27 protein-coding genes are annotated in these 24,269 nt (G+C 70.9%); 13 read left to right on the plus strand and 14 right to left on the minus strand.

The features are described from left to right. Positions 1-34: 34 nt before the first annotated feature. The 8 genes from AB0J09_RS05880 to AB0J09_RS05915 form a co-directional block, all read right to left on the minus strand. Entirely contained in the window at positions 35-337 is a 303-nt protein-coding gene (locus AB0J09_RS05880) for a DUF1416 domain-containing protein (RefSeq protein WP_360685770.1), read from the minus strand. After that, complete coding sequence (locus AB0J09_RS05885) at positions 337-1,176, minus strand: sulfurtransferase (protein WP_360685773.1); 840 nt, start codon at positions 1,174-1,176, stop codon at positions 337-339. Before AB0J09_RS05885 ends, AB0J09_RS05880 begins: the two co-directional genes overlap by 1 nt. Beyond that, on the minus strand, positions 1,173-1,586 hold the full coding sequence (locus AB0J09_RS05890; protein WP_360685776.1) for a DUF4395 domain-containing protein: 414 nt from the start codon (positions 1,584-1,586) through the stop codon (positions 1,173-1,175). The genes AB0J09_RS05885 and AB0J09_RS05890 overlap by 4 nt, the downstream gene beginning before the upstream one ends. A gap of 171 nt (positions 1,587-1,757) precedes the next feature. Next, positions 1,758-2,207, minus strand: a complete 450-nt coding sequence (locus AB0J09_RS05895) for a thioredoxin family protein (RefSeq protein WP_360685779.1) — start codon at positions 2,205-2,207, stop codon at positions 1,758-1,760. Positions 2,208-2,235: 28 nt separating this feature from the next. Further along, on the minus strand, positions 2,236-3,051 hold the full coding sequence (locus AB0J09_RS05900; RefSeq protein ID WP_360685782.1) for a zf-HC2 domain-containing protein: 816 nt from the start codon (positions 3,049-3,051) through the stop codon (positions 2,236-2,238). Further along, the gene (locus tag AB0J09_RS05905; protein WP_360685785.1) at positions 3,048-3,563 is read right to left on the minus strand and encodes a sigma-70 family RNA polymerase sigma factor; all 516 of its coding nucleotides are present in this window, start codon (positions 3,561-3,563) and stop codon (positions 3,048-3,050) included. Before AB0J09_RS05905 ends, AB0J09_RS05900 begins: the two co-directional genes overlap by 4 nt. 37 nt (positions 3,564-3,600) lie before the next feature. Continuing rightward, positions 3,601-4,266, minus strand: coding sequence for a DUF2993 domain-containing protein (locus AB0J09_RS05910; protein ID WP_360685788.1), 666 nt, complete (start codon positions 4,264-4,266; stop codon positions 3,601-3,603). Positions 4,267-4,338: 72 nt separating this feature from the next. Continuing rightward, the gene (locus AB0J09_RS05915; RefSeq protein ID WP_360685794.1) at positions 4,339-4,590 is read right to left on the minus strand and encodes a MoaD/ThiS family protein; all 252 of its coding nucleotides are present in this window, start codon (positions 4,588-4,590) and stop codon (positions 4,339-4,341) included. 176 nt (positions 4,591-4,766) lie between these two features. Between AB0J09_RS05915 and AB0J09_RS05920 the strand changes: the two genes are divergently transcribed. The 3 genes from AB0J09_RS05920 to AB0J09_RS05930 all read left to right on the plus strand — a co-directional run bounded on the left by AB0J09_RS05920 (position 4,767) and on the right by AB0J09_RS05930 (position 9,494). Then, the gene (locus tag AB0J09_RS05920; protein ID WP_360685796.1) at positions 4,767-5,468 is read left to right on the plus strand and encodes a response regulator transcription factor; all 702 of its coding nucleotides are present in this window, start codon (positions 4,767-4,769) and stop codon (positions 5,466-5,468) included. Positions 5,469-5,560: 92 nt separating this feature from the next. Further along, the gene (locus AB0J09_RS05925) at positions 5,561-9,022 is read left to right on the plus strand and encodes a tetratricopeptide repeat protein (RefSeq protein WP_360685799.1); all 3,462 of its coding nucleotides are present in this window, start codon (positions 5,561-5,563) and stop codon (positions 9,020-9,022) included. A 103-nt stretch (positions 9,023-9,125) separates the two neighbouring features. Continuing rightward, entirely contained in the window at positions 9,126-9,494 is a 369-nt protein-coding gene (locus tag AB0J09_RS05930) for a hypothetical protein (protein WP_360685802.1), read from the plus strand. A 56-nt stretch (positions 9,495-9,550) separates the two neighbouring features. On the opposite strand, the gene AB0J09_RS05935 is transcribed toward AB0J09_RS05930, so the two are convergent. Further along, positions 9,551-10,213, minus strand: a complete 663-nt coding sequence (locus tag AB0J09_RS05935) for a hypothetical protein (RefSeq protein WP_360685805.1) — start codon at positions 10,211-10,213, stop codon at positions 9,551-9,553. A 73-nt stretch (positions 10,214-10,286) separates the two neighbouring features. Continuing rightward, the gene (locus AB0J09_RS05940; protein ID WP_360685808.1) at positions 10,287-10,841 is read right to left on the minus strand and encodes a helix-turn-helix domain-containing protein; all 555 of its coding nucleotides are present in this window, start codon (positions 10,839-10,841) and stop codon (positions 10,287-10,289) included. A gap of 104 nt (positions 10,842-10,945) precedes the next feature. On the opposite strand from AB0J09_RS05940, the gene AB0J09_RS05945 reads away from it, so the two are divergent. Then, positions 10,946-11,935 (plus strand): aldo/keto reductase, encoded by a 990-nt coding sequence (locus AB0J09_RS05945; RefSeq protein WP_360685810.1) that lies wholly within the window; start codon positions 10,946-10,948, stop codon positions 11,933-11,935. Between the two features lie 43 nt (positions 11,936-11,978). Here AB0J09_RS05945 and AB0J09_RS05950 read toward each other — a convergent pair whose 3' ends face one another. Then, a complete protein-coding gene (locus tag AB0J09_RS05950) occupies positions 11,979-12,518 on the minus strand; it encodes an SET domain-containing protein (RefSeq protein WP_360685813.1) in 540 nt (179 codons plus the stop codon). Positions 12,519-12,588: 70 nt separating this feature from the next. Here AB0J09_RS05950 and AB0J09_RS05955 point away from each other — a divergent pair, with 70 nt between their 5' ends. From AB0J09_RS05955 to AB0J09_RS05980, 6 genes are all read left to right on the plus strand, one after another. After that, entirely contained in the window at positions 12,589-13,188 is a 600-nt protein-coding gene (locus tag AB0J09_RS05955; RefSeq protein WP_360685816.1) for an alpha/beta family hydrolase, read from the plus strand. Beyond that, positions 13,185-13,547 carry a VOC family protein gene (locus AB0J09_RS05960; RefSeq protein WP_360685819.1) on the plus strand — a complete coding sequence of 121 codons (363 nt, stop codon included), beginning with the start codon at positions 13,185-13,187 and terminating at the stop codon, positions 13,545-13,547. Before AB0J09_RS05955 ends, AB0J09_RS05960 begins: the two co-directional genes overlap by 4 nt. Before the next feature lie 86 nt (positions 13,548-13,633). Continuing rightward, positions 13,634-14,251: an ATP-binding cassette domain-containing protein gene (locus AB0J09_RS05965; RefSeq protein WP_360685822.1), complete on the plus strand. Its 618-nt coding sequence runs from the start codon at positions 13,634-13,636 to the stop codon at positions 14,249-14,251. Then, positions 14,235-15,401 (plus strand): hypothetical protein, encoded by a 1,167-nt coding sequence (locus AB0J09_RS05970; RefSeq protein WP_360685825.1) that lies wholly within the window; start codon positions 14,235-14,237, stop codon positions 15,399-15,401. The genes AB0J09_RS05965 and AB0J09_RS05970 overlap by 17 nt, the downstream gene beginning before the upstream one ends. Beyond that, complete coding sequence (locus tag AB0J09_RS05975) at positions 15,398-17,086, plus strand: ABC transporter permease subunit (protein ID WP_360685828.1); 1,689 nt, start codon at positions 15,398-15,400, stop codon at positions 17,084-17,086. Before AB0J09_RS05970 ends, AB0J09_RS05975 begins: the two co-directional genes overlap by 4 nt. Further along, entirely contained in the window at positions 17,083-19,335 is a 2,253-nt protein-coding gene (locus tag AB0J09_RS05980) for a hypothetical protein (RefSeq protein WP_360685831.1), read from the plus strand. Before AB0J09_RS05975 ends, AB0J09_RS05980 begins: the two co-directional genes overlap by 4 nt. 2 nt (positions 19,336-19,337) lie before the next feature. Here AB0J09_RS05980 and AB0J09_RS05985 read toward each other — a convergent pair whose 3' ends face one another. Then, on the minus strand, positions 19,338-20,033 hold the full coding sequence (locus AB0J09_RS05985; RefSeq protein ID WP_360685834.1) for a zf-HC2 domain-containing protein: 696 nt from the start codon (positions 20,031-20,033) through the stop codon (positions 19,338-19,340). Between the two features lie 51 nt (positions 20,034-20,084). Next, positions 20,085-20,582, minus strand: a complete 498-nt coding sequence (locus tag AB0J09_RS05990) for a sigma-70 family RNA polymerase sigma factor (RefSeq protein WP_360685891.1) — start codon at positions 20,580-20,582, stop codon at positions 20,085-20,087. A gap of 231 nt (positions 20,583-20,813) precedes the next feature. Here AB0J09_RS05990 and AB0J09_RS05995 point away from each other — a divergent pair, with 231 nt between their 5' ends. From AB0J09_RS05995 to AB0J09_RS06005, 3 genes are all read left to right on the plus strand, one after another. Then, positions 20,814-22,034, plus strand: coding sequence for an MFS transporter (locus tag AB0J09_RS05995; protein WP_360685837.1), 1,221 nt, complete (start codon positions 20,814-20,816; stop codon positions 22,032-22,034). A gap of 147 nt (positions 22,035-22,181) precedes the next feature. Then, the gene (locus AB0J09_RS06000; RefSeq protein WP_360685840.1) at positions 22,182-23,033 is read left to right on the plus strand and encodes a hypothetical protein; all 852 of its coding nucleotides are present in this window, start codon (positions 22,182-22,184) and stop codon (positions 23,031-23,033) included. Between the two features lie 116 nt (positions 23,034-23,149). Further along, a complete protein-coding gene (locus tag AB0J09_RS06005; RefSeq protein WP_360685843.1) occupies positions 23,150-23,764 on the plus strand; it encodes a hypothetical protein in 615 nt (204 codons plus the stop codon). A gap of 27 nt (positions 23,765-23,791) precedes the next feature. On the opposite strand, the gene AB0J09_RS06010 is transcribed toward AB0J09_RS06005, so the two are convergent. Continuing rightward, on the minus strand, positions 23,792-24,064 hold the full coding sequence (locus AB0J09_RS06010) for a hypothetical protein (RefSeq protein ID WP_360685846.1): 273 nt from the start codon (positions 24,062-24,064) through the stop codon (positions 23,792-23,794). Positions 24,065-24,269 lie beyond the last annotated feature (205 nt).

The following is a 24,269-nucleotide window of genomic DNA, read 5'->3' on the forward strand; positions in this document are numbered from 1 at the left end:
CCCCGAAAGGACGCGGGCCCCTAGGCTGGACGGCTCAGACGGCGACCGCGAGCGAGGAGACCTCGCCCAGCTTGGCCTCCACCTTGATGTCCCTGGTGACGCCGCCGCCCGCGATGATGCGGACGGTCCAGTCGCCGGGAGCGGCGAAGAAGCGGAAGATGCCCTCATCGGACACGACGACCTCGCCGGTGAACTCGCCGGAGTGGTCGAGCAGACGCGCGTACGCCGTGCCGGCGCCCGTCACGACGCCCTGGATCACGGCCTGGGTGGCCAGGTCGATCCCGGCGGGCAGTGTGATGGTCTGCTCCGGCGCTCCGCAACCCTGTGCAGTGCTCATCAGCGGGCCTCCCCCAGCTCGATCGGCACGCCCACGAGCGAGCCGTACTCGGTCCACGAACCGTCGTAGTTCTTCACGTTGTCCTGCTCGAGCAGCTCGTGCAGCACGAACCAGGTGTGCGCCGAGCGCTCACCGATGCGGCAGTAGGCGATGGTGTCCTTGCCGAAGTCGACCCCGGCCTCGCCGTAGAGCGCGCGCAGGTCATCGTCGGCCTTGAACGTGCCGTCGTCGTTGGCGGCCTTGGACCACGGGATGTTACGGGCGGTGGGCACGTGGCCGGCGCGCTGCGCCTGCTCCTGCGGGAGGTGCGCGGGAGCGAGCAGCTTGCCGGTGAACTCGTCGGGCGAGCGCACGTCGACCAGGTTGAGCTTGCCGATCGCGCCGACCACGTCGTCGCGGAAGGCGCGGATCTTGGTGTCCTGCTCCTGGGCCGCGTACTGCGTCTTGGCCCGCTCGGGCACGTCACGCACCAGCTCGCGGGAGTCGAGCTCCCACTTCTTGCGCCCGCCGTCGAGCAGCTTGACGTTTTCGTGGCCGTAGAGCTTGAAGTACCAGTAGGCGTAAGCCGCGAACCAGTTGTTGTTGCCGCCGTAGAGCACGACGGTGTCATCGTTGGAGATGCCGCGGTCGGACAGCAGGGCCTCGAAACCGGTCTTGTCCACGAAGTCGCGGCGCACCGGATCCTGCAGGTCCTGCCGCCAGTCGACCTTCACGGCGCCACGGATGTGGCCTTTGTCGTAGGCGCTGACGTCTTCGTCGACCTCGACGAGGACGACTCCAGGGGTGTCGAGGTTGGCCTCGACCCAGTCGGCGTCCACCAGGGCGGCGGAGCGGCTCATTTGGGAACCTCCATGTTGGCGGCGGGCAGTAGACGGCGAATGAGCAGGTACATCTCGCAGCCAAGGCAGAATCCGAAGGCTGCGTTGAGGAAGGCGGCGAGGAGAGCCCCGGCCGTGGCCACGAGGGCCAGCGGCACGATCCCGGTGAGGTATCCGGCCAGGCCCGCGACCGCGAAGACGAGCCCCACCCCCTGCGCGAAGCGCGGCGGGCGGGCGTCCTCGGTATCCTTCGGCGCGCTCTTGACGAGCGCCTTGAAGAGCATCGTGTACGGCGAGCGCCACACGACTCCGAGCGCGAAGACCACCGCCTGGGCGGCCAGCAGCCAAGCACTCGCTGTCACCAGAACGAGGGCGAGTACCAGGGTGGTGATGGCCGCGCCGAAACGCAGCGCTCTAGGGTCGGCACGCATCGAAGGATGCTCCTGAAGGGTCGACGGGGCGGACCTGATGTCCGCGGGATCGTCCTCAGGCAGCGCGACAGAGCGCGGTGGTCACGCGGCAGAAATCTACCGCGCGCCGCTTCGTCAGCAGCTCTGTCGTTGGGTTCATGCCGAAGACACTACTCGGCGTCTCGTCATCTGTCACATCTCGTCCGGTTGCTGAGACAACTCTTGAGACGGCGGCGGTGTCACGGCCGCGGCGAGAGCCGCCAGGACGTCGGCCTTCCTGGGCTGACCGGCCGCCTTCTTCACGATCTTTCCGCGCGTGTCGAGCACGAGGACCGTCGGCGTGCGCATGATGTCCAGCCGCCGCACGAGGTCCAGCCGGGACTCGGCGTCGATCTCGACGTGGGTCACCCCCGGCACGAGCTCGCTCACGTCGGCGAGGATCCGCCTGGTAGCCCGGCACGGCTGGCAGAACGCCGTGGAGAACTGCACCAGCGTCGCCCGCTCCCCCAGCCCGGCGCCGAGATCGGCCTCGGACAGCCGGTCTCCAGCCGTGTCACGCACACGTCCGTCGCGGCGCAGGCGAACCACCCCGATCACAGTGCCGAGCGCCAGGGTCGCCAGCGCCACCCACAATCCAGTCATTGCCTGATGCAACCACGCAGGCACGCGATTACTTCCGCACCGGGACCCTGACGAGAACCTTCCCCGCCTGATCGACGACGTCGAACCTGGTGATGTCGCTCATGGGCAGCGACGTCGTGCGCTTGAACACGGTGCTCTCCTGGTATGCCGCCCGGCTGACCATCCAGCTCTCCGTGAAGTCGCGCCGCCCGTCCGCGACGACGAGCAGGCGGCAGGTCGTGCCCACGGGCACGCCGCCGACCTGCACGCTCAGCTCCGTGCCGCCGTCGTCACCGGGCGAGGCCGACACAGTGGCGCTGTAGCCGCTCGCCGGGCTCCTGCCGGCGAACGTGCGCCCGTCCACCGCGTCCCGCTGCGCCCTGCTCGGCAGCATGGTCGGCCTCTTGCTCGGCTTCGGGCTCGCGGACGGCTCGGCATCACTGGCCAGTGCCTTCGCCTTGCTGTCCTCGGGCGCGCCCAGCACGCTCGCCGTCTGCCGGGTGGACTCGGGGGCCATCGCGCTCTGCTGCGCGGGGCTGTCGTTCACGACCGTCCAGACCGTACCGCCGAGGGCCAGCGCCACAACGGAGGCGGCCGCCACCAGCAGCAGCCGGCCACGCCTGGTCCGCTTGGCGCGGTCGTTCAGCAGTCGGTCGAGCACCTGCCGTGGAGGGCTGACCACCAGCTCCACATCGCGCTCCGACAACTTGCCAAGAAAGGAGGCCACGCCCTCCAGGTCGAGCAGCTCGGCTCCGCACTCCTCGCAGGTAGCCAGGTGCTGGTCGATCTCCAGCGCCTCCTCTGGGTCCAGCGCGCCCAGGGCATGCGCGCCCAGGGCCAGCCGTACCTCCTCGCACGTCATCATGGCGCCAACCCCCGCTCCTCGAGGGCGAGCTTGAGCGCCCGCAACGCGTAGTAGGTACGCGACTTGACCGTGCCCGGCGGAATGCCCAGCGTCGCCGACGCCTCCTTCACCGATCGCCCCCGGTAGTAGACCTCCAGCAGCACCTCACGATGCTCCTGCCTGAGCGCGGCCAGCGCCTCGGCCACCGCCCACGACTCGACCGCGCGCTCCAGATGGTCGTCGGCCGGCATGACCGCCAGCGCCTCGTCGCCGGTCTCCTGCGGTCTGGCCTTCTTCGCTCGATGCTGGTCCACGACGAGGTTACGGGCCACCGTGAACAGCCACGCGCGGATCGGCTTGCCGGACAGAGCCTCGGGATGTCGCCAGGCCCGCAACAGGGTCTCCTGCACGACGTCCTCGGCCCGGCCGGAGTCACCGGTCAGTCGCAGAACGTAGCCGTAGAGCGGCCCGGCGTGCTCGTCGAAGAGGGTCCTCACGAGTTCCTCGTCGGCGGTACCGGCTGCTGCACTCACGCCCTCTTCACGTACGCCGGGCCGGGCCGGTTCAATGTCATCCACGGATCGGCACGTCAGACGCTTCGGCCGAGAACTCCAACCCTTCGGCCACGCTCTTGACCCCGGTCACCTTCACGTCGAAGGGCAGCTTGCCCTTGAACTTGATGGTGTAGGAAACGAACTGCGCGAGCTGGTCGGGCACGCCCTCGATCTTCTCCGCCTGGAGCTTGATGCCCCCGTCGGCCACTTCGACCCGCATCTCGGCGTTGAACTTCACCTTGCTCACCCCCACCGTCACCTCGCCCGACGCCGTGAGCCGCTCGCCGTTGCCACCGATCTTGACGCCCCTGGGGGCGTACTTGTCGATCGTCGCCCTGGTCAGGACGCCGCTGACGGCCACGCGCCGGGCCTGGATGTTGGCTCTGTTCTGGAGGACGTCCGCCAGGGGTGCCGTCACGTCGTAGGCGGCGCCCCGCAGGTTCTTGACCGGCACGCCGCCGTAGGTCAACGTGCCGAGGTCGAACCGTACCTCGGGGTAGTGCCCGGAGATGGCCTGCGTGAGAAATGGGATGCCCTCAATTGTCACGGTCGGCGTGCCGGAGAGGTCGGACGCGGCCGCGATCCTGTTCGCGAGATCTCGTTCCACCCCGGCCACGGCGACCCTGTCGAGGGCGACAAGGAGAATGACCAGCACGATCAGGGCAACGATCAGCTTGCGCATGGGGCTACCTGTCTATGGCGGGGGTCAAGAGCCTATCGACTGGCATCACTCATTCCCCCGCGAAGCGACCCATCACCCCCCGGCGAACGGCGGCAGCACCTCCACCGTCACCCCGTCAGCCAGAACGACCTCGTCATGGGGCCGCTTGCCGACCGGGTGACCGTCCACGAGGAACGAACAGCGCCTCACCACCCGAGCCAGATCGGCACGATTTTGTGTGATTTTCGTCATGAGTTCACCAAGATTGACCGCGTCGAACGGCTCCTCCGCCACACCGGCCGCATCCTTGGCCGCAGCCCAATAACGTACTTTTCCCGTGGCCATGGGCACCTCACAATCGGTTTGTGGTCTATTGTGCGTCGCCCTTAACGAGCTTGTTTCAGGAGACGCGCTGTTCACCTGCTGGACGCGTAATGGACGCGACTTACTCGTGGGATATCCTCACCTACAGGACCTGGGCGACGTAGCCCCCGGGTCCTCGCGTGTTTGAGGAGGCCGTAATGAGCAACCTGCTCCTGCTGACCAACGCCCTCGAGCCGTCCGCCGAGGTGCTTCCGGCGCTGGGCTTGCTGCTCCACTCGGTCCGGGTCTCGCCGGCGGAGGCGTCCGCACTGATCGACACGCCTCCCGCCGACGCGGTTCTCGTAGACGCGCGTAAGGAGCTCGTGCAGGCCAAGAGCCTGTGCCGGTTGATCCGCACGACCGGCATCGACTGCCCTCTCCTCGTGATCGTGACCGAGGGCGGGCTGGCGGCGATGACCGCCGAGTGGGGCGTCGACGACGTGCTGCTCGACAGCGCGGGGCCGGCCGAGGTGGAGGCGCGCCTGCGCATGGCCACGGGCCGCATCTCGCAGGCCGCCACGGAGGACGTGCCCGACGAGATCCGCAGCGGGGACCTGTCGATCGACGAGGCCACCTACACCGCGCGGCTGCGCGGCCGGGTGCTCGACCTCACGTTCAAGGAGTTCGAGCTGCTGAAATACCTCGCCCAGCACCCCGGCAGGGTCTTCACCCGGGCCCAGCTGCTGCAGGAGGTCTGGGGTTACGACTACTTCGGCGGCACCAGGACGGTCGACGTCCACGTGCGGCGTCTGCGCGCCAAGCTCGGCACCGAGTACGAGTCCCTCATCGGAACCGTCCGCAACGTCGGCTACCGCTTCGTCCCCGACCGCCAGGACACCGCCGCCGTCGGAGCCGATTGACAGCGGAGCCCGCTGATGTGACAAATTGTCGTTGAGGCTGTTTCGCGTCTGTCATAAGAGGACACCGCCGTCCCCAGATTGGTGGTGTCGGGGTGAGGCTGTTCCGGTCATTGGCCGACGAGGGCGCGAGCCCCCGCGTCTTCCGGCGTAACGAGACCATTTGCTCGCCGTTGCGGCCCGCCAACCGGGTTTATGTGATCGACTACGGCTACGCCCGCGAGTACACCCCCGTCGGCGAGCGCGAAGCAATTCACGACCTCCGCGGCGACGGCGACCTCATCGGCGAACTGGCCTTCTGGAGCCCGGCCGAGCGCGCCAAGATCGACGCGCTGACCGAGCTGCGCGCCTGGCCCATCGACCTGCGCCGGTTACGCGAGCACGCCGCCGCCAGCCCGGCCGTGGCCACCGCGCTGGTGCAGGAGCTGTTCGCCAGGAACGTGGCGGCCCGCAGGCACGAGGCGCTCGCCCGCGCCCCCGTCGCCGCCCGCCTGGCCGTGTGGCTGCTGCACCTCGACGAGCGTTACGTGCTGGCCTCGGAGTCGGCGCCGCCGCTGTCGATGGAGACGCTGGCCGACCTCGTGGGCAGCTCTCCTGACGTGGTGCAGCGGCAGCTCACGCAGTGGGTCCGGCGAGGCTGGCTGGTACGGCCCGGCTACCGGCGCCTGCGGATCGCGGACCCGTCCGCGCTGCGCGACGCGGCGGGCGCCTGGGAACATCTGTCGGCGCCGTGGCAGGGGAACGTGACGCCGTTCCTGACCCGGCCGGGCACGATGGAGCCGCTGCCGGTCGGCGGGGTGCCGAAGCCGCGCCAGCTCCCCGCGGACGTGCCCGACTTCACCGGGCGCCAGCAGAGCCTCGACCTGCTCACCGACTGGCTGGAGCGGCCCAGGCGGACGAACACCATGGTCGTGCAGGGCCTGCCGGGCGTGGGCAAGACCGCGCTGGTGACCCACTGGGGGCACCTGCACGCCGACCGGTTCCCCGACGGGCAGATCGTGATCGACCTGCGGGGACAGTCGCCGAGCCAGCCGCCGATGACGCCGGCCGAGGCGCTGGGGCAGATCCTGCGTTCGCTCGGGGTGGGCGAGCACATGCCCGCCGACGACGGTGCCGAGCTGATGCTGCTCTACCGCAGCAGGATCGCCGGGCGCCGGCTGCTGCTCATCCTCGACAACGCCGCCGACCCCGGGCAGGTGCGGGCGCTGCTGCCGGGCGGCAAGGACTGCGTGGTGCTGGTGACCAGCCGGACGCGGATGGCGCCGCTGCGGGCCAACGGGCACGCCGACCTCATGGACCTGCCGGTGCTCGACCCGGGCAACGCGGTGGCGCTGCTGGTGGCGGTGCTCGGCGGGAACTCGCCGCGGGCCGCCGACAGGGACACGCTGGCCGAGCTGGCCAGGGTGTGCTCGTACCATCCGTTCGCGCTGCGGATCTCGGCCGCCAAGCTGGCCGAGAACCCCGGGCTGAGCGTGCGGGAGCGGGTCCAGGAGCTGCGCAGGCCGGGGCGGCTGCTGGTGGGCGACCCGGAGGAGGCGTTCAGGTCGGCGCTCGACCTGGCGTACGAGTCGCTGAGCCCGGGGCAGCGGCGGGCGTTCCGGCACGTGGGGCTGCTGCCCGGGCGGGACTTCACGCCCGAGGTGCTGGCCGCGGCGCTCGGCGTGCCGGTGAGCGAGGCCGTGGTGGCGGTGGAGGGGCTGCACCGGGCGTACCTGGTCGAGCCGCTGGCCGGGCCGCGCTACCGGGTGCACGACCTGGTAAAGCGGCTGGCCAGGGAACTGGGCAGGCACGCGGAGGCCGGCGTGCGGGAGGCGAGGGTGCGGCTGCTCGACCACTACCTGGCGAAGGCGACGGACCCCGCGACGCCGCCCGAGTGGTTCGAGGCGGAGCGGCGCTCGCTGGTGTCGGCCGTGCGGATGGCCGAGGAGAGCGGCGCGCAGGGGATGGCGTGGCGGCTGGCCGAGGCCGTGTTCGAGCCGTTCAGGGAGCTGCGTTACTACGAGATCAACCTGGAGGTCCAGCAGGCCGGGCTGACCTCGGCGATGCAGGTCAGCAACCGGCGGGCGATCGCGCTCATGCGCAGCAACCTCGGCTCGGTCCACCGGGACATCGGTCCCTCGACGCTGGCGGCCAGGTTCATCGGCGAGGCGCTGGACGACTTCGCCTCGCTCGGCGACAGCGAGGGGCGGGCCCGCGCGCTCAACGACCTGGCGGAGGTGCACGGCATCGCGGGCAACAACGAGGAGGCGCTGAAGTGCGCCGGCGAGGCGCTCGACCTCTACCGGGAGATCGGCGACCTGACCGGGGTGGCGAACTGCCTGCACACGCTCTCCCGGCTGCACCTGTCCCAGGAGCGGTACGAGCTGGCGCTGCAGCACGCCGGCCAGGCGCTGGAGGTGCGCGAGGAGCTCGGCGACCGGAGGGGCACGGCGCAGAGCCTGATCATCCTGGCCACGGTGCGGCGGGATCTGGGCGAGCCCAACGCGGCGCTGTCGGAGGGGCTGGAGGCGCTGTCGATCTGCCACGCGCTGGGCGACGAGCACGCCGAGGCCGAGACGCTGCTCTGCCTGGCCGAGATCTACGACCTGCTGCGGCTGCCGCACGACGCCCGGCGGGACGCCGAACGGGCGCTGGCCGGGTACACGGCGACGGGCGACCAGCACGGCTGCGGGCGTGCCCTGTGCGCGCTCGGGCGGATCGCGCGCAACGGCTCGCGGTACGACGAGGCGCTGGCGTACTACGAGCAGGCGCTGGCCGTCCAGGTCGAGCTCCACCACGAGCAGGGCAAGGCGGAGACGCTCGGGGACATCGGGCTGGTGCACTGGCGGCTGGCGGACTACCTGCGGGCCGACGACTACCTCAACCAGGCGCTCGCGATCAGCCGCGTGATCCGCGACGAGCCGGTGGAGGCCCGCATGCTCAACCGGCTCGCCAGGGTGCGACGGCGGCAGGGGCTGCCGCACGTGGCGTTCGTGTACGCGCTCGAGGCCCTGGACATCGTGCAGGGCCTGGGGAACCGGCGGGCGGAGGCGGACGTCCAGGAGACGCTGGCGAACACCTACCTGTCGCTGGGGCAGCACCAGCCTGCCCTGGAGGCGGCCAAGGCGTCGCTGGCGATCAGGGAGGAGCTGCGGGACAACCGGGCCAGCGCGCTGCTGTCGATGGCGCAGGCGCTGCACACGGCGGGCAAGCCGCAGGCCGCGCTGAAGCTCGCGTGGGAGACGGCCGAGCTGCAGAACGAGACCGGCACCAAGGACCGGTGGGCGGCGGCGCTCACGACACTGGCCATGGTGCTGCTGGACCTGGATCTGGCCGAGGAGGCGCTGGTCCACGCGGGCCAGGCCAGGGACGTCCACCTGGAATGCGGGACCAGGCGGGACCTCGGGTGCGCCCTGCGGGCGCTCGGCCTGATCTCGGCCAGGCTGGGGAACCGGGGTACGGCGGCCGGGCATCTCCGGGAGGCTCTGCGGCTGCTCGAAGAGGTGGGGGACGTCTTGGAGGCGCGGCGGGTGTCGGTGGAGCTGCGCGAGCTCGGGGCGGTGCATGGGTCGCCCTGAAATATCGCTAAAAGTCGTGAAATCTCGGATGTGAGGTCGGAGATCTTGTCCGGAAATTTCCGTTAGCTGGTGCTACCAGCTACTCCAAACGGAGGTGATCCGGATGCTCAAGAATCATCTGCGTCGAGACCTTCAGTGGTTGAAGCGTCAGGCGCGTAAGGACAGGCGGATCACCACCGCCGTGCTCGCCGGGGTGCTGGCCGCCTGGGTCCGTCAGCTGCCGTCACCGGATCTCCTGAGCGGGTCCCCAGTCCTGCTGGCGCTGTCGCTCGGGCTGGTCGGGGGCTCGGGCGCGGCCTGGATGATGTCGGCGTACTTCGTCACCAGGTCCGTCAAGGCGCGGAAGGAGCCGGCGGAGCAGCTCCGGTGGATCTCCAGGATCAGCCGGGGGAAGGAGTGGGCGTTCTGCTCGCTCAGCGCTTATGTGGCCTGGCACCTGCTGCAGTTCGTCACCGCGCTGGTGCTGGGCTGACCCGGGGCGGCGGCGGGGTGCCACCTTGGACTGGGGCCGGGTGGCGCCCCGCCGTCTCAGGCCAGCCGGGCCTTTTCGAGTGCCTTGATCCGGATGCCCGTGCCCGTAAGGACGAACTGGACGATCTCCGCCGCGTCCAGCTCGGCCGTGCCCAGGTCGACGTCGGCGTGGGCGTCGCACCACTCGACGATCCGGAGGGGGTCCGCGAGCGGGGCGGCGAAGTGGACGAGGCTGACGTACCAGCGGTCGCGTACCCGGCCCTGCTCCAGGTGCCGTACGCCGCGGCACTCCATCGCATGCGCGAACCGCTTCGACAGCGTGACCAGCGTGTCGTCCTCGGGGTGGCCGCACACCAGGACACCGCCCGCATGGGGACTCACGCCGGCCAGCCGCACCCTCGCGGGCGCGAGCCCGGCGGCCGCCTCGGCCAGCGCTTCCCCGTAGGCCCTGCGGAGGAGATCGCCGGCGGGGATCCGGTCGCGGTAGGGCTCCAGGGACCTCAGGGTGACATGTAAGGTCCGCCGCCCGTGCACCCAGTGCCCCGGCGCCTCGATGGTGCCGGTCAGTGCCGCCAGCCGGTCGAGCACCTCCCCCGAGGGGCGCAGCACGGCCGACGCTCCCCACCGCCGCGCGCCCTCCACCATGGGAGAGTCGTGGGTCGCCTGGCCCGCCAGCAGGGCCGCCCGTCCTCTGGCCCTGAAGTCGGCAAAATCGGACATCCGCGCAGTATATGGATCACGCCATGCGGATCGCGGCGGAAACGCGGCACGCATGGCGGAGCAGCGTACGGCGTCAGGCACGCAGCCCCACGCGGACGATGGCCAGCATGCGGGCCCTGGCGACCGGGTCCGCGGCTCCCCGCTCCCGGTCTACGCAGCCCGTGAGCAACGCCTTCACGTCGGCCATGTCGGCGTCCGCGCGCACCGCGCCGGCGCGTTGCGCCCGCTCCAGCAGCCCGCGCCAGGCCCCCATCACGTCGTACTTGCCGTCCGCCGCCACGGCCTCGAAGTCGAACCCGGCGCCCGCGAGCGCGTCCACCAGACCGCGGTTGGCGGCGCCCTCCTCGACCATGGTGGCGAAGAACGCGAAGAACGCCTCCTCCTCCCCCTCATGCTCCGACAGCTCCGCCGCCTGCCGTACGAGCTGCTCCATCCGGTCGAGCAGGATCGCCTGGAACAGCGACTCCTTGGTCGGGAAGTGGCGGCTGACGGTCCCCGTGCCCACGCCCGCCCGGCGGGCGATCTCGTGAACGGGCACCGACAACCCCTCCGCGGCGAACGTCTCTGCCGCCACCTCGAGGACGCGTGCCCTGTTGCGCTGGGCGTCGGCACGCAATGGCCTGCTCATGCGGAAGACTCCTGGCTCGATAGACAAGCGGGATGGCCGTCCCGTATATTCCCAAATAACCGGGACGAACATCCCGATTCTATTCCCCCAACAGGAGACACGTCATGCGCATGGTCAAACTCGGCGGCGGCCTGGAGGTCTCCGCCCTCGGCCTCGGATGCATGGGGCTGAGCGAGTTCCTCGGCCCGACGGACAGGGGCGAGTCGCTCGGCACGCTCAGGAAGGCCGCCGAGCTCGGCGTCACCTTCCTCGACACCTCCGACTACTACGGCGTCGACTTCGCCAACGAGCACCTGATCGGCGACTTCCTGGCCGAGCGGAAGCGGGAGGAGATCACGGTCGCCACGAAGTTCGCGGCCATCCGGGCTCCCGGGACCGGCGAGCTCATCGGGGTCCGCAGCGACCCCGAGTACGTGCGCAGCGCGTGCGACGCGAGCCTGCGCCGCCTGGGCACCGACCACATCGACCTCTACTACCTGCACCACCCCGGCTACACCACGCCCATCGAGGAAACGGTGGGCGCCATGGCCGAACTGGTCGCCGCCGGCAAGGTGCGCCGGCTCGGCCTGTCCAACGTGTCGGCGGAGCAGCTCCGCGCCGGGCACCAGGTGCATCCGATCACGGCGGTGCAGAACGAGTGGTCGCTGTTCACCCGTGAGTACGAGGACACGGTCGTGCCGGTCTGCGCCGAACTCGGCATCGCGTTCGTCGCTTACTCTCCCTTCAGCCGTGGCTTCCTGACCGGCCGCCACACGTCCACCGAAGGGCTGGCGGAGGACGACATGCGGCACGGCCTGCCCCGGTTCGACGCCGCGAACGCCGGGCACAACGCCGCCCTGCTCGCCCCCGTCCGGCGTGTCGCGGAGGCGCGCGGGGCGACGATGGCCCAGATCGCGCTCGCCTGGCTGCTGCAGCGGGAGGAGGTGCACGGCATCCCGGTCGTGCCCATCCCCGGCACCAAGAGCCCGGGGCGGCTCATCGAGAACGCCGGCGCGGTCGGCATCGAGCTGACCGGCGAGGAGCTGGCCGCGCTCGACCCCATCGCCGCGCAGGTCGCCGGCGATCGTATGCCGCCCCCCACCGAGCTCGAGTGAGCAGGCGATCGTGTGCCGCCGCCTGAACTCGGCTGAACCGGCGTCAGCCGGAGGCGCGACGGGACGAGCGGTCTCCGTTGATGAGGTCGAGCAGCGCAGGGACCCAGTGGTCGCCGTAACGTTCCTGGAGCTCCGGACGCCTCCAGTCCGCGCCGCTCACCCGGCCCCGGCAGAGCGCCGTGCCACACCGGCATTCCATGCTGAAGCCGGGTGCGGCGGTGCTGGTGGCGTAGTCGTTGGTGACCTCCTCACCGGCGCCGAGGTCGCGGCGGGCGGCCAGCGTGTAGGGGCCGACCCACCACAGGTTAGGGTCGCAGCTGTGGTTGCTCTTGCCGATCGGCTGCCCCAGCGGCAGGACCAGGTGGAGGTCCCCGTAGGCGTCGATGGTGTCGACGTAAGGGACGGCGGGGTCGTCGAACAGTTCCTGGAGCCGCTCCCAGGTCACCAGCGTCCCGCCCAGGCGGGCGATGACGGTGCCGGCGGGGATTGCGGCCGTGGCGAACAGCCCGTCCCCGGAGACGGGCGAGGGCCCCACCTCCAGGTTCGGGTGCAGCCGGCAGTCGGGCTCCGGATCTTCGACCACACGCCCAGGATGGTGCAAGACGGGGCTTGCGGGGAAGTCGGAGGAAGAGGTTGAAAGGGAGGTGTGTCAGGTGGAGGGCGATCTGGTCATTCCTGACGCCGCTCAGGGAGTGGTGATATTCGCGCACGGCAGCGGCAGCAGCCGGCACAGCCCGCGCAACCGTTACGTGGCTGAGGTGCTCAACAAGGCAGGGCTGGGCACGCTGCTGTTCGACCTGCTCACGCCCGGCGAGGAGGCCGACAGGGCGAACGTCTTCGACATCGGGCTCCTGGCCGAGCGGCTGCTGCAGAGCACCGCATGGGTACGCGAGCAGGACACGGCGGCAGGGCTGCCCATCGGATACTTCGGCGCCAGCACCGGCGCGGCGGCGGCGCTGTGGGCGGCGGCCGAGCCGGGCAACGACATCTCCGCGGTCGTCTCACGCGGCGGGCGGCCCGACCTGGCGGGGCCTCGACTCGCGGCGGTACGCGCCCCTGCCCTGCTCATCGTGGGCGGCAGGGATCCGATCGTGGTGAAGCTGAACGAAGAGGCTCAGCGGCACCTGCGTGCCGAGAGCCGGATCACCATCGTGCCCGGGGCCACCCACCTGTTCGAGGAGCCCGGCGCTCTGGAGGCCGTGGCCGAGCACGCCAAAGACTGGTTCTCGACCCACTTCACCGGTCCCCGATGAGGTGGTCCACGGTCTGCCTGGAGGCGCTCGACGGTCCCGCGCTCGCCATGTTCTACCGTGAACTGCTCGGCTGGCAGGTGAAGGCCGAGGAGCCCGGCTGGGTGCTGCTGGCCCCGCCGGACGGCGGGCCGGGGCTGTCGTTCCAGAGCGACCCCGGCTTCGTCCGGCCGGCCTGGCCCGGACGGCACGGCAAGCAGCAGATGATGATGCACCTGGACATCGAGGTCGACGATCTCGACGCGAGCAGCGCCCGCGCCGTCGAGCTGGGCGCGACCGTGGCCGATTTCCAGCCGCAAGACGACGTACGCGTACATTTCGACCCGGCGGGGCATCCGTTCTGTCTCTGGGTGAGCACATAGCGAAATCACTTAATTACATTGCCGTGATCCACTGTTTGTGAAAACGTCAAGTGCGGAGGACATCCGACTCGACGGCGGTTGTGGACGTGCCACTTCTTGAGCTCTCCGGCCTCACCTGGGAGACGCGTGGGACTCGCCGCGGGCTCCCGCCCGGCCCCCTGACCGTCGACTCAGGGAGCACCGCCGTGGTGGTGGCCGCCGACTGCGCCGAGGCGGACACGTTCACCGACATCCTGCTCGGCCTGGAGATGCCGGACGACGGCCTGATCCGGGTCGGCGGCGAGGAGGTCACCATGCGGCTGCCGGTCGATCGCAAGATCGGGCTCGTCCCGGCCGGAGCGGGGCTGCTGCCGCACCTGACCGTGGAGCAGAACCTCTCGTTCGCCGCCGTCTCGCTCACCCGCGGCTCGGTCGCGTACATGGCCAAGCAAGCAAAGATCGAGGGTTTCCTGCGGTCCAGACCGCACGAGCTGGCCCACGACGAGCGGCTGGACATCGCGGTGGCCCGCGCTCGGCTGCTGCCGATACGGGTGGTGGTGGTCGAGGACCGCACGGGGTACGGGCCCTGCCACGCGGCCGTGAGCGCGGCGCTGCGCACCAATCCCAGCCTGGCCGTGCTGGTCGTCGCCGATGACAGGACCAGGGTGGCCAGCCTTACTTCCCCTTCGCGTTTCTGGGAGATCGCCGATGTCCCTGAGCCGTAGAGCGTTCCTTGCCGCGATCCCGGCGGCGGCGCTGACCGGCTGCGCCCGCGAGCGGCCCCTGCAGGTGGCGGTGGTGTGGAGCGGCGAGGAGCTGAGGCGCTTCCACGAGGTGGTCAACGGGTACGGGTCCGTCAGCGTCTATTCGGCGGGCGACAACATCGGCGCCCTGCTGCGCGGGCCGGCGCAGGAGGTCCTCCCCGACGTGGCCGTGATCCCCCGGCTGGGCCTGCTCTTCGATCCGTTGATCCAGCGCCGTGTCAGGCCGCTGAGTGGCAGATCCGGCCAGCCGGAGTTCTGGCGCGGACTCGTGACACCGTCCGGCAGCGGCGGGCAGCTCGGGGCCTGGTTCAAGATCGCGAACAAGTCGCTCATCTGGTACCGGACCGGGCAGGCCACCCAGCCCGCGAACCTGGCCGACTGGCGGCCCACCCGGCTGGCGATCGGCGCGGCCGACGGATGGGTGCTCAGCGACTGGCTCGAGAACGTGCTGCTGGCCTACGCCCCCGCGGTGTACCGGAGGCTGTATCCCTCACTGGACAGTCCCGACGAGTGGCGCGCGCCGGAGATCACGGAGGCGCTGGCGCTGCTCGGCGAGATCTGGCATCAGGCGTTCACCCCCGAGCAGGGCAGGCGCGCGCTCACCATGCAGTTCCACGACTCGATACTCGACGTGTTCGTCTACCGCACCGCCGATCTGGTGGCCGCGCCCGACTTCGCTCTGCCGGTCATCAAGCGTTACGCCGGCGAGGGCGTCGCGGCGTCCTTCCGGTTCCCGGCCTACGCGGGGAACCCGCGCCCGCTGGTCGTCGGCGGTGACGTGGCGGTGGCGATGAACGACGGCGCCGAGAAGGCGGTCAACTTCGTCAACTGGCTGACCGACCCGCGCACGCAACCCGGCGCGCTGACCCGCTGGGTGCAGGACGGCGGTTTCCTGACCCCGTTCCCTGACGAGTTGGAGTCCGGCGCGAACCTCCAATACGACCTGTCCGACCGGCTCATCGGCGGGCTGGAGGGCGGCGACGGGCGCGGGCTGTGGCGGGTGCTCACCGAGCTGTTCACGGACGTCACCGTCAACGGGGTCGATCCGGCCACCGCAGCCGTCACGGCCCATGACAAGCTCGTCGCCGGCAGCAGGGACGGTGCCCTGTGAACGCCTTCATGTTCGAGGTGGCGTCGCATCACGACGCCAGGATCCCGGTGGTCAGGCACGGGATTAGCCGCTGGCGCGCGTCGCTCTACCTCCTGCTCGCGGTCCTGCTGTCGACGGGCGTCATCCTGGTCCCGCTCTGCGCGACGGTGGTGCTCAGCCTCTCCCACGGGCTCGGCGCGTACGACGTGCTGTTCGACGGCAAGGTGCTCCAGGCGCTCGGCAACTCGTTCGTGTGGCTGGTGCTGGCCGTGGTCGTATGCGCCGTGGGGCTCGGCCTGGCCTGGCTGGCCAGGAACGCGGGCCCGGTGCTCGGCGGCGTGCTGCGCTTCCTGCTGGTGCTGCCGGCCGCCGTCTCCCCGCTCACCACCGGCGCGATCTTCCGGCTGATGTTCGACACCAACCCGCAGCGTGGCCTGGTCAACGCGCTCTTCGGCACGGAGGTGGCCTTCCTCGGCCCCGTGTGGATCTGGCTGGTGTTCGGGCTGGCGCTGATCTGGCAGTGGGCGGGGGTCGCGTTCCTGGTCTTCCACGAGGCGCTGGCCCGGATGCCGACCAACCTGCTCCGGATGGCCAGGGCGTTCGGCGTGGGGCGGCGGCGCAGGCTCTGGTCAGTCGTGCTGCCCGCGCTCGCCGGGCCGGCCGCGCTGGCGTACCTCTTCGCGCTGGTCGCGGCGGCCCGGGTGTTCGACGTCGTGCTGATGGGCGCGCCCGGGTCGATGCAGGCCGAGATCGAGGGCGGCGGGCTGTTCTGGTGGCGGCACCACGGCGACCTGGGCGACACGCGGGCCTCCGCGCTCTCCGTGGGGCTGTCGGTCCTCGTGGCCGTGATGGCGGTGCCCGCGCTGTCCGGGCTGCGCGGGCGGGTGAGCTGGGCCGAGCCGGTGACCGCCGCACCTGCGCGCAAGGGCTGGCGGGTGTGGGTACCGTGCGTGGCGGTGTCGGTGCTGTGGGTGCTGCCGTTCGCGGTGCTCGTGCTGACCTCGCTGCGCGATCCGGTCGCCACGGCGCTGTCCGGGTGGTGGAACGGCGGTCCCTGGACGCTGGGCTCGTACGCGGAGGCGCTGGCCGACGGTGGATTCGTCGGGGCGCTCGGCACCACGTTCCTGCGGGCCTTCGTGGTCGTGTGCCTGGTGCTGCTGGCAGCCGTGCCGGCCGCGTACGTGCTGGCTCACGAGCACCTGCTGCCGCGCCGCGCCTGGCGGCCGGTGCTGCTGGTGGCGGTGGCCCTGGCCGTGCTGCCGCCGCAGGCGTTCGCGGTACCGCTGCAGCGGTGGCTCAACCCGGTCGTCGGCACCGCTCCCGCGCTGGCCATCGTGCACGCGGCCCTGGTGATCCCGCTGGCGGTGCTCGTGCTGCACAACGCGTTCGTCCGCGTGCCTGCGCCCATGCTGGCACGCGACCGCTGGGAGCTGTTCCACGTCGTACGCGAGGCGCGCCCGGCCGTGGTGCTGGCCGGGGTCCTGGCGTTCGTCCTGGTGTGGAACGACACGGTCGTCGGGCTGCTGCTCAACTGGCCGGCGGGCGACCACCTGCAGCTGATCCTGCTGGAGCAGTCGCGCCACTTCATGAGCGCCGCGAGCGAGCTGGCCGCGGAGTCGCTGATCGCGACCGCGGTGCCCGTACTGGTGGTCATCGCCACCGCGCGCTGGCTGTACCGGGGGCTGACGCGAGGGGTGCGCCGATGACGGATATCTCGCGAAAGGACCGCCTGCACTTCCGTCTGTCCCAACTCTCCCAGCAGGCCGGGGCGCACCTGCCCGAGCTGGGGTTGGGCGGCCTGGTGACGGTCGGCGGCACGGTCCTGCTGCTGCAGGAGAAGCTGATCGAGCGGGTGGCGGAGTGGCTCCCGCCCTGGCTGATCGTCGTCCTGGTCCTTTCCCTGCCGGTCGCGGCGGGCTGGCTCACCCACCTCGTACGCCGCCGCAAGACCCCGCCCCCGCCGATCTCCCCACGCCAGTCGTTCCCCGGCGAGATCGACGGACCCGTCGGCAGGGACGCCGAGATCCAGCAGGTCAAGGAGCGGGCGCAGGAGCACGGGATCGTCGTCGTGCAGGGCGCGATGGGGATGGGCACGTCCGCGGTGGCGATCCTGGCCGCGTGGGGGCTGACTGCCGACATCCGCAAGCAGCGCTACGCCGACCTCCGCGGGCCTGACAGGGAGGATCCGGAGACGCCGCTGAGCGTGGCCCAGCGCGTGCTCCGTACTCTCGGCCTGCCGCCCGGTGCCATCCAGGAGCCGCAGGACGCGACCGCGCAGGTGATCAACGCGCTCACCGGCACGGACCGGGTGCTCCTGCTCGACAACGTCAGCACGTGGAGCCAGATCGCCTGGCTGCCTCTCAGCGTGCCGGGCGCGCGCATCGTGGTGGCGGGGACGTTCACCGACGAGCTGCCTCAGCACATCCAGCCGATCCGGCTCGGCCCGCTCGCCCCGGAGGACGGGCGGCGGCTGCTGGCCCGCCACGTCGGCGACGCGCGCGTCAACCACGACCCGAAGGCGCTGGGGCTGCTGGTGGACGCCTGCCTCGGCAGCCCGCTGGAGATCGTCAGGATCGGCCGCTGGCTGGCCCGCAACCCGAAGGTCACCCTCCAGTCCCTGGTCGACGACCTGCGGAGCGTGCCCGTCGACAAGATGCTCGACTTCGTGCTCGAGCGGAGCGTCACGCAGCTCAGGCCGATGGCCAAGCAGCTGTTCGTCCTGCTGGCGGGCCTGCCGATCGCCGAGGTGGACCACCTGGCGGCCGCCGCGCTGCTCGGCGTGCCCTCCGCCGAGGACACGATCCGGGAGCTGGCCGACCTGGGCCTCGTGGAGACGGTACGGATGACGCGCGTCAGGGTGGCCGGCGCCTTCCGCGGCGGCGGCACGCCGCTGGAGGCCGCGGCCTGGCGGCGCCTGGTCGAGCACTTCGCCGACCAGGCCGACTCGTTCGCCGCCCTGCTGCCCCGTGACGAGGCCCGCGCCTGGTTCGCGATCGAGGACAGGGTCCTGCTGCAGGTGCTGGCGCTCGGGAACCCCGTACCCAAGACCGCGCGGGCGCTGGCGCGGATCGCGGACGGGCTGGAGACGTGGTTCCGGCTCGAGCAGCGGCACGAGGACCGGCTGCGGGCAGCGGAGGCGCTCGCCAAGGCGGCCAAGGCGCTGCGCGACGAGCATGTTCAGGCAACGGCCGAGCTGCGGCAGTGCGCGATCCTGCTCACCTGGGGAGACCCGCAAAAGGCGCGCCAGCACTTCAATCAGGCGGCCGCGCTGCGCGTCACGTGGCCTGCTGAGCTCCATCTGCAGCACGCGGCCATCCTGCTGGCCGGCGGCGACGAGTTCACCGCCGTCGAGTCGGCGCTCGTACTCTACGGGCAGGCGCTGTCCGGCGGCGACCTCGCGGGACACTCACTCCGGCTGACGAACGTGGCCGCGCTGCTCCTGCGCAAGGGGCAGACGCTCGACCACGACAGGCGCGGCCCCGAGGCGCACCGCCTGTACGCCGACGCCCGCGCCGTGCTGTTCGAGTCGCTGGACCTGGCGGGGCGGGCCTCGGACCCCAGCGCAGCGGCGCACGCGCAGGAGCTGCTCGCGCTCGCGCATCACTACCTGGGGCTGTCCTTCGACGCGAAGTCCCATCTCAAGGAGGCCGAGCGGCTCTACGCGGAGACCGCGGACGAGGTCGGGCGGGCCCGCTGCCTCGTGCAGCGGGCCGGGGCGCTGCTGGACGAGCCCGATCACCAGCCGGATGAGGTGGTGGCGCTGCTGGAGGAGGCGGAGCCGCGGCTGCCCCCGGCGGGGGTGAGCATGGCGCTGACCCACCTCCACCTGGCCCGGCTGCGGCCCGAACGGGCCGCGGAGCACCGGGCGGCGGGGCTGGCGGCGCTCGCCCCCTGGGACGGGATCGCGGAGCCGCGGCAGGTCAGCGAGCTGCGGGCGAGCTTATCGGCTCTCTGATCTCATACTTGGACCGTGGCCAGGGTGCGGCCGTCGGAGGTCTCGATCGTGAAGTGGTTCAGCTCGGACTGCGGGAGGCTGGTGCCGCCGTGCAGCACCAGGGGGTCGGGAGAGCCGGGCACGCCGTACCCCTTGGCGGGGACGCCCCAGCTCGCCACCGCCTCGGAGCGGCCGTCGTCACCCACCGCCATGAGCCGGCACTGCAGCGGGCCCTTGACGCCCTTGAGCTGCAGCGCGACATGGGTGCCCCAGCCCTTGTCCTCCAGGCCGACGAGGGCGGACACGCCGGTGGTGGGGTCGGTGGCGGAGTATGTGCGGCCGGTCATGAGGAGCGCGCCGGCCGGACTGTGGATGCTGTCGGGGTTCGGGCCGCTGGTCATCGAGTTGACCGCGAGGAACACGCCGGCCGCGACGACGAGGCAGGCGGCGGCGGACATGAACGTGCGGTGCAGCCGCCGGCGACGGCGCTCGGTGGCGGCACGGCGTACCAGGAGCGATTCGACCTGAGGGTCCTGCGGCTGGGGCAGGAGATCGTCCGGGTGCACACCCTTGATCAGCTCCCCCATCGCCGCGAACGCCCCGGCCTCCTCCGCGCAGCTGGCACAGCCGTGCAGGTGGCGTTCGAACTCGACGCGTTCTTCCTCGCCGAGCAGGCCGAGCGCGTACGCGGCCACGTCCTCGTGACGCACCTCGGTCATGAGCGCGTCACCCCCTTTCCCCGTGACTTTCGTCGTGACGCGGCTCACTTGTCATGGCGGCGTCACCCCCCTTTCCTCCAGCGCCACACGTAACGCGCGCATGGCGTAGTACACGCGGGACTTCACGGTGCCCACCGGCACGCCGATGATCTCCGCGGCCTCCTGGACCGTGCGATCCAGCAGGAACGTCTCAGTGAGCACCTGGCGGTGGGCCGGCGAGAGCGAGAGCATCGCGTCCGTCACGACGATCTCGCGGAGCAGCCGCTCGTCCTCCGCCGCCACGGCGTTGGCGCGTTCCGGGACGTCCTCGACGGTGTCGAGCGGGCGCGAGCCGGAGCGCCGCCGGTTGTCGATCACCACCCGGCGGGCCACGGTCACCAGCCAGGGCATGAGCGAGCCGGACTCGGTACGCAGGTCGTGGATGTTGCGCCAGGCGCGTACCAGGGTCTCTTGCACGACGTCCTCGGCCCAGCGCCGATCGCCCCCCGTCAGGCGGACGGCGAAGGCCATCAGGGGGGCGCCGTATTCGCGGTAGAGGGCTCGGACCATGGCCTCGTCGGTCACGCGGTGGTTCACCCCGTGGCTCCTCGCGCTGCGGATATCCCGAAATATCCCGCCGATATTGGAATTCTCACTTTAGCCACCAGAAGGAGCCGAGGGCTGGCACTTTGCGCTTCTCGTTGTACTTGAGCCGGGTGGGTGACCTAGGACCATCGGCGTAGAGCGTCTAGGGCCGGCAGCCGATCCGGAACGGCCCCGCGCGTGCCGATACTCCTCGTCATGTCGATCGTCTCCACGGAGCGCCAGTCGGGCGTGCGGCCGTTTCTCGTCGGGATGTTCGTGGACGCCCTGGGCAATGGCCTGTACGTCCCGCTCACCCTGCTGTTCATCCACACGGTCACCGGCCTGCCCATGACCGTGGTCGGGCTGGGGGTGACGGCGGCGGCCGCGGCCGGGCTGGCCGCCAATCCGGTGGCCGGCGTGCTCATCGACCGGTTCGACGCACGGCGTGTGCTGATGGGCACGTACGTACTGCGCGGACTGGGCTTCGCCGCGTACCCGTTCGTGGACGGCTTCGCCGGGCTGATCGTGGTCGCCGCGCTGGTCGCGATCGGCGATCGGGCCTACTATCCCGCCTCCGGCGGCTACATCTCGGTCCTGGCCACGGGCGCGGACCGGGACCGGCTGTACGCGCTGATGTCGACGGCCAGGAACGTCGCGTTCGGCCTGGGTGGGCTGCTGTCGGCGGGGGTGGTGTCGCTGGGCGGCACAACCGGCTTCGTGATCATCGCGTCGGTCAACGCGGCCAGCTTCGTCGTGGCCACCGGGTGTCTGGTTCTGTCGGGGCGGCGCGCACCGGTGGATCCGGCGCCCCCGGAGCGGGGTGGGTACCGGCGGGTGCTGGCGGACCGGCCGTTCGTCGGGCTGGTGGCGGCCGAACAGGCGTTCACGTTGACGTGTATGGTCCTTCCCGTCGCGCTGCCGGTGTACGCCGTCACGGTGCTCGGCGCCCCCGCCTGGCTGCTGGGCCTGCTGTACACGCTCAACACGATCCTGGTGGCGGTGGGCCAGCTCGCGGTCCGGCGGCGGCAGCGCGCCGCACGCCGTACGCACGCCATGGCCCTCGGCGGGGCGGTCCTGATCGTGTCGTGCGGCGCGTACGCCGCGGCGGCCGCGTTTCCTCCCGGAGCACCACGCGTCATCGCCCTGGTGGCGGCCACACTCGTCTTCACCGCGGGTGAGCTGATGCACGCCACCCCGTCGTGGGCCCTGGCCGCGGCGACGGCACCACCCGCCCTCCGCGGTCGCTATCTGGCGATCCACCAGCAGACCTGGGCGATCGGGGCCGTCGTCGCCCCGGCGACGTTCTCGGCCCTGCTGGGTGCCGCGCCCTCGCTGCTGTGGGCCGTGCTCACCGTCCTGCTCGCGCTGGCGAGCGTCGCCCTCCTGCGCCTGTCACGTCGCCTGCCACCCGACGCCGTCGCCGCACCGGGCGCATGACCCGTCACCGCGCCGTTTCCGACCGCGACCGCCGGATACGTCGCAGAGCTGGGCTGCTAGATCCAGCCGCGCTTCAGCGTCCGCGGCTCGCACGGCTTCACCGGGCCCACGGCCAGGACCGAGTACTACAACGCGCCCGGCCGGGACGTGCTGTGGGAACGCGACTACGCGTTCATCGACCCCGCCACGGGTGGCGCGCGCTTCGCCTCCTCCGCCCGCGGCTTCGCCCGCGCCGCCAAGGAGCGGGAGGACTGGAACGAGGCCATCGTTCCCGCGCAGTTCACGACCGGCCCCGACCTGCCGGACTGGGTCAGCCCGGCCATCTACTGCGACGGCTGCCGCCAAGGCGACCGGCTGCGGCTACGCGCGCTCAGCACGCTCGGCTTCGGCTACTACTCCGACGCCTCCGACCCTAGCCACATGTACCAGGGCACGCCGGGGACCGAGGAGATCCGCCTGTTCAGCGGCGCCGCCGAGGTCGAGCCGCAGTACGACGACCTGGGCCTGCCCTACTACACAGTCCCCGCCGGGTCCGGCGCGTACCGGCTCACGGACTCGTGGAAGGACGCGTTCACCGGCAAGCACTCCGGCACCAGCGTCGAAACCACCTGGACATTCCACTCCGCCCGCCCAACTGGCGACAGCGCCTCATATGCCTGCCTGGACGCCGCGCTGTGGGATGACAAGCAGCCCTGCGCCCAGGTGCCACTGATCCGCCTCAAGTACGGGCTCAGGCTGCCGGAGAACGACACAGTCCAGGGGGGCAGGCCGTTCACCTTCACCGTCAAGCCCGAGGGCGGCAGGTCGCCGTCGCTGCGGGGAGTCTGGATCTCCGACGACAAGGGCGCGCACTGGGCCCGTGCCACGGTGCTGCCCGGCGACAAGGTGCTCTTGCTCAACCCCAAGGGCCCGGGCAGCATCTCGATCAAGGTCGAGGCGAAGGACAAGGACGGAAACTCCGTCCAGCAGATCCTCTCCGACGCCTACCTCGTGAAGTAGCCGCCGTAGCGGGGGCATTACGCTGCCCCCGCTACGTCCGCTTCCAAGGCCGGGTTGACCTTGACGCGACGTCAACGTTTCTAATCGGGGTCATCGCGCCGAGAGAGAGGACCCCGATGGTCAGAGCCGTACTGCGGATCCTGGGATTCGAGTTGAAAGGCCTGGCTGCCGTCGGGCAGTGGATGGTGCGGCACCGTCATGGCGTGCCGGAGGGGGCCGTCGTCGCGACCTACACGAAGGCGCAGACGTTCATGCTGTCGCTGATGTTGTTCGCGATGGCGGTCGAGACCGTGGTGGTGGATCTGCTGCTGGTCGCGCTCGGCGTGCCGGCGTGGGTGCGCTTCGGGGCGCTCTTCGCCGACGTGTACGGGCTGCTGTTCGGGGTCATGCTGGCCGCCGCCTGCGTCACCAGGCCCCACGTCATCACCTCGAGCGAGCTGCGCATCCGGTACGGCGTGTACTTGGACCTGCGCGTACCCGTCGATCGGATCGCCGCCGTACGGACAACCCGCAACTACAACGAGAGCAGCATGGTCTCGATCAAGGACGGGCGGCTAGGCGTGGCGGTCTCCTCGCAGACGAACGTGACGATCGAGCTGACCGAGCCGATCTCCTTCGTGCGCCCGTTCGGCGGCCGTGCCGAGGCCACCTCGATCCGTTTCTTCGCCGACCAGCCCGAGGCTGTCCTGGCGGCACTGCGGCCCGTCCTGAGCCTCCATTCGCAGGCCTAGGCGAACCCGTTTTGGCGGGTTACGTTCCTATGAGCACCATCTCGGGATCTTCCACCCTCGAGGCGCCGCCATGCCGCTCACCTGCGGATTGACCCGCGCCTGGCGGGCGGTCAGGTCCAGGTCCTCGATGTTAAGGGCGAGGATTTCCTCGGCCCGGGCAGCGGTCTCGAACAGGAGCCGGTAGAGAGTCTCCTCCCGGACGCCGACATCGCGGCGGGCGATCAGCCGGTCGATCGCGGTCTTGGAGCGGGCAGGGGTCTGGCTGTCGGGTGCCGCCAGTCGTTTGACCCAGGCGGGCACGGCGGGGTGGTGTGGCCGCGCTCGCGGCACCAGGCCAGCCAGGACAAGATCGCGGCGCGGCGGGCGTTCCAGGTGTTGACCGCCGCCCCACCCCACAGTTCCTCCAGGGCCTCGCCGATTTCGACGTCGGCCCGCCGCGAGCGGACGACAGGCACCGCGTCCTCCTTGCCACAGATGACAGGGCCGCTTCACGCAGCGGCTCGCA

Source organism: Nonomuraea sp. NPDC049784 (assembly GCF_040659615.1).
Taxonomy (GTDB): domain Bacteria; phylum Actinomycetota; class Actinomycetes; order Streptosporangiales; family Streptosporangiaceae; genus Nonomuraea.

Excerpts from the sequence above, each read along its gene's own strand:
- AB0J09_RS05880 (WP_360685770.1), bottom strand. The coding sequence starts at position 337 with ATGAGCACTGCACAGGGTTGCGGAGCGCCGGAGCAGACCATCACACTG.
- AB0J09_RS05885 (WP_360685773.1), bottom strand. The coding sequence starts at position 1,176 with ATGAGCCGCTCCGCCGCCCTGGTGGACGCCGACTGGGTCGAGGCCAAC.
- AB0J09_RS05890 (WP_360685776.1), bottom strand. The coding sequence starts at position 1,586 with ATGCGTGCCGACCCTAGAGCGCTGCGTTTCGGCGCGGCCATCACCACC.
- AB0J09_RS05895 (WP_360685779.1), bottom strand. The coding sequence starts at position 2,207 with ATGACTGGATTGTGGGTGGCGCTGGCGACCCTGGCGCTCGGCACTGTG.
- AB0J09_RS05900 (WP_360685782.1), bottom strand. The coding sequence starts at position 3,051 with ATGATGACGTGCGAGGAGGTACGGCTGGCCCTGGGCGCGCATGCCCTG.
- AB0J09_RS05910 (WP_360685788.1), bottom strand. The coding sequence starts at position 4,266 with ATGCGCAAGCTGATCGTTGCCCTGATCGTGCTGGTCATTCTCCTTGTC.
- AB0J09_RS05915 (WP_360685794.1), bottom strand. The coding sequence starts at position 4,590 with ATGGCCACGGGAAAAGTACGTTATTGGGCTGCGGCCAAGGATGCGGCC.
- AB0J09_RS05920 (WP_360685796.1), top strand. The coding sequence starts at position 4,767 with ATGAGCAACCTGCTCCTGCTGACCAACGCCCTCGAGCCGTCCGCCGAG.
- AB0J09_RS05930 (WP_360685802.1), top strand. The coding sequence starts at position 9,126 with ATGCTCAAGAATCATCTGCGTCGAGACCTTCAGTGGTTGAAGCGTCAG.
- AB0J09_RS05935 (WP_360685805.1), bottom strand. The coding sequence starts at position 10,213 with ATGTCCGATTTTGCCGACTTCAGGGCCAGAGGACGGGCGGCCCTGCTG.
- AB0J09_RS05940 (WP_360685808.1), bottom strand. The coding sequence starts at position 10,841 with ATGAGCAGGCCATTGCGTGCCGACGCCCAGCGCAACAGGGCACGCGTC.
- AB0J09_RS05945 (WP_360685810.1), top strand. The coding sequence starts at position 10,946 with ATGCGCATGGTCAAACTCGGCGGCGGCCTGGAGGTCTCCGCCCTCGGC.
- AB0J09_RS05960 (WP_360685819.1), top strand. The coding sequence starts at position 13,185 with ATGAGGTGGTCCACGGTCTGCCTGGAGGCGCTCGACGGTCCCGCGCTC.
- AB0J09_RS05970 (WP_360685825.1), top strand. The coding sequence starts at position 14,235 with ATGTCCCTGAGCCGTAGAGCGTTCCTTGCCGCGATCCCGGCGGCGGCG.
- AB0J09_RS05980 (WP_360685831.1), top strand. The coding sequence starts at position 17,083 with ATGACGGATATCTCGCGAAAGGACCGCCTGCACTTCCGTCTGTCCCAA.
- AB0J09_RS05985 (WP_360685834.1), bottom strand. The coding sequence starts at position 20,033 with ATGACCGAGGTGCGTCACGAGGACGTGGCCGCGTACGCGCTCGGCCTG.
- AB0J09_RS05990 (WP_360685891.1), bottom strand. The coding sequence starts at position 20,582 with ATGGTCCGAGCCCTCTACCGCGAATACGGCGCCCCCCTGATGGCCTTC.
- AB0J09_RS05995 (WP_360685837.1), top strand. The coding sequence starts at position 20,814 with ATGTCGATCGTCTCCACGGAGCGCCAGTCGGGCGTGCGGCCGTTTCTC.
- AB0J09_RS06005 (WP_360685843.1), top strand. The coding sequence starts at position 23,150 with ATGGTCAGAGCCGTACTGCGGATCCTGGGATTCGAGTTGAAAGGCCTG.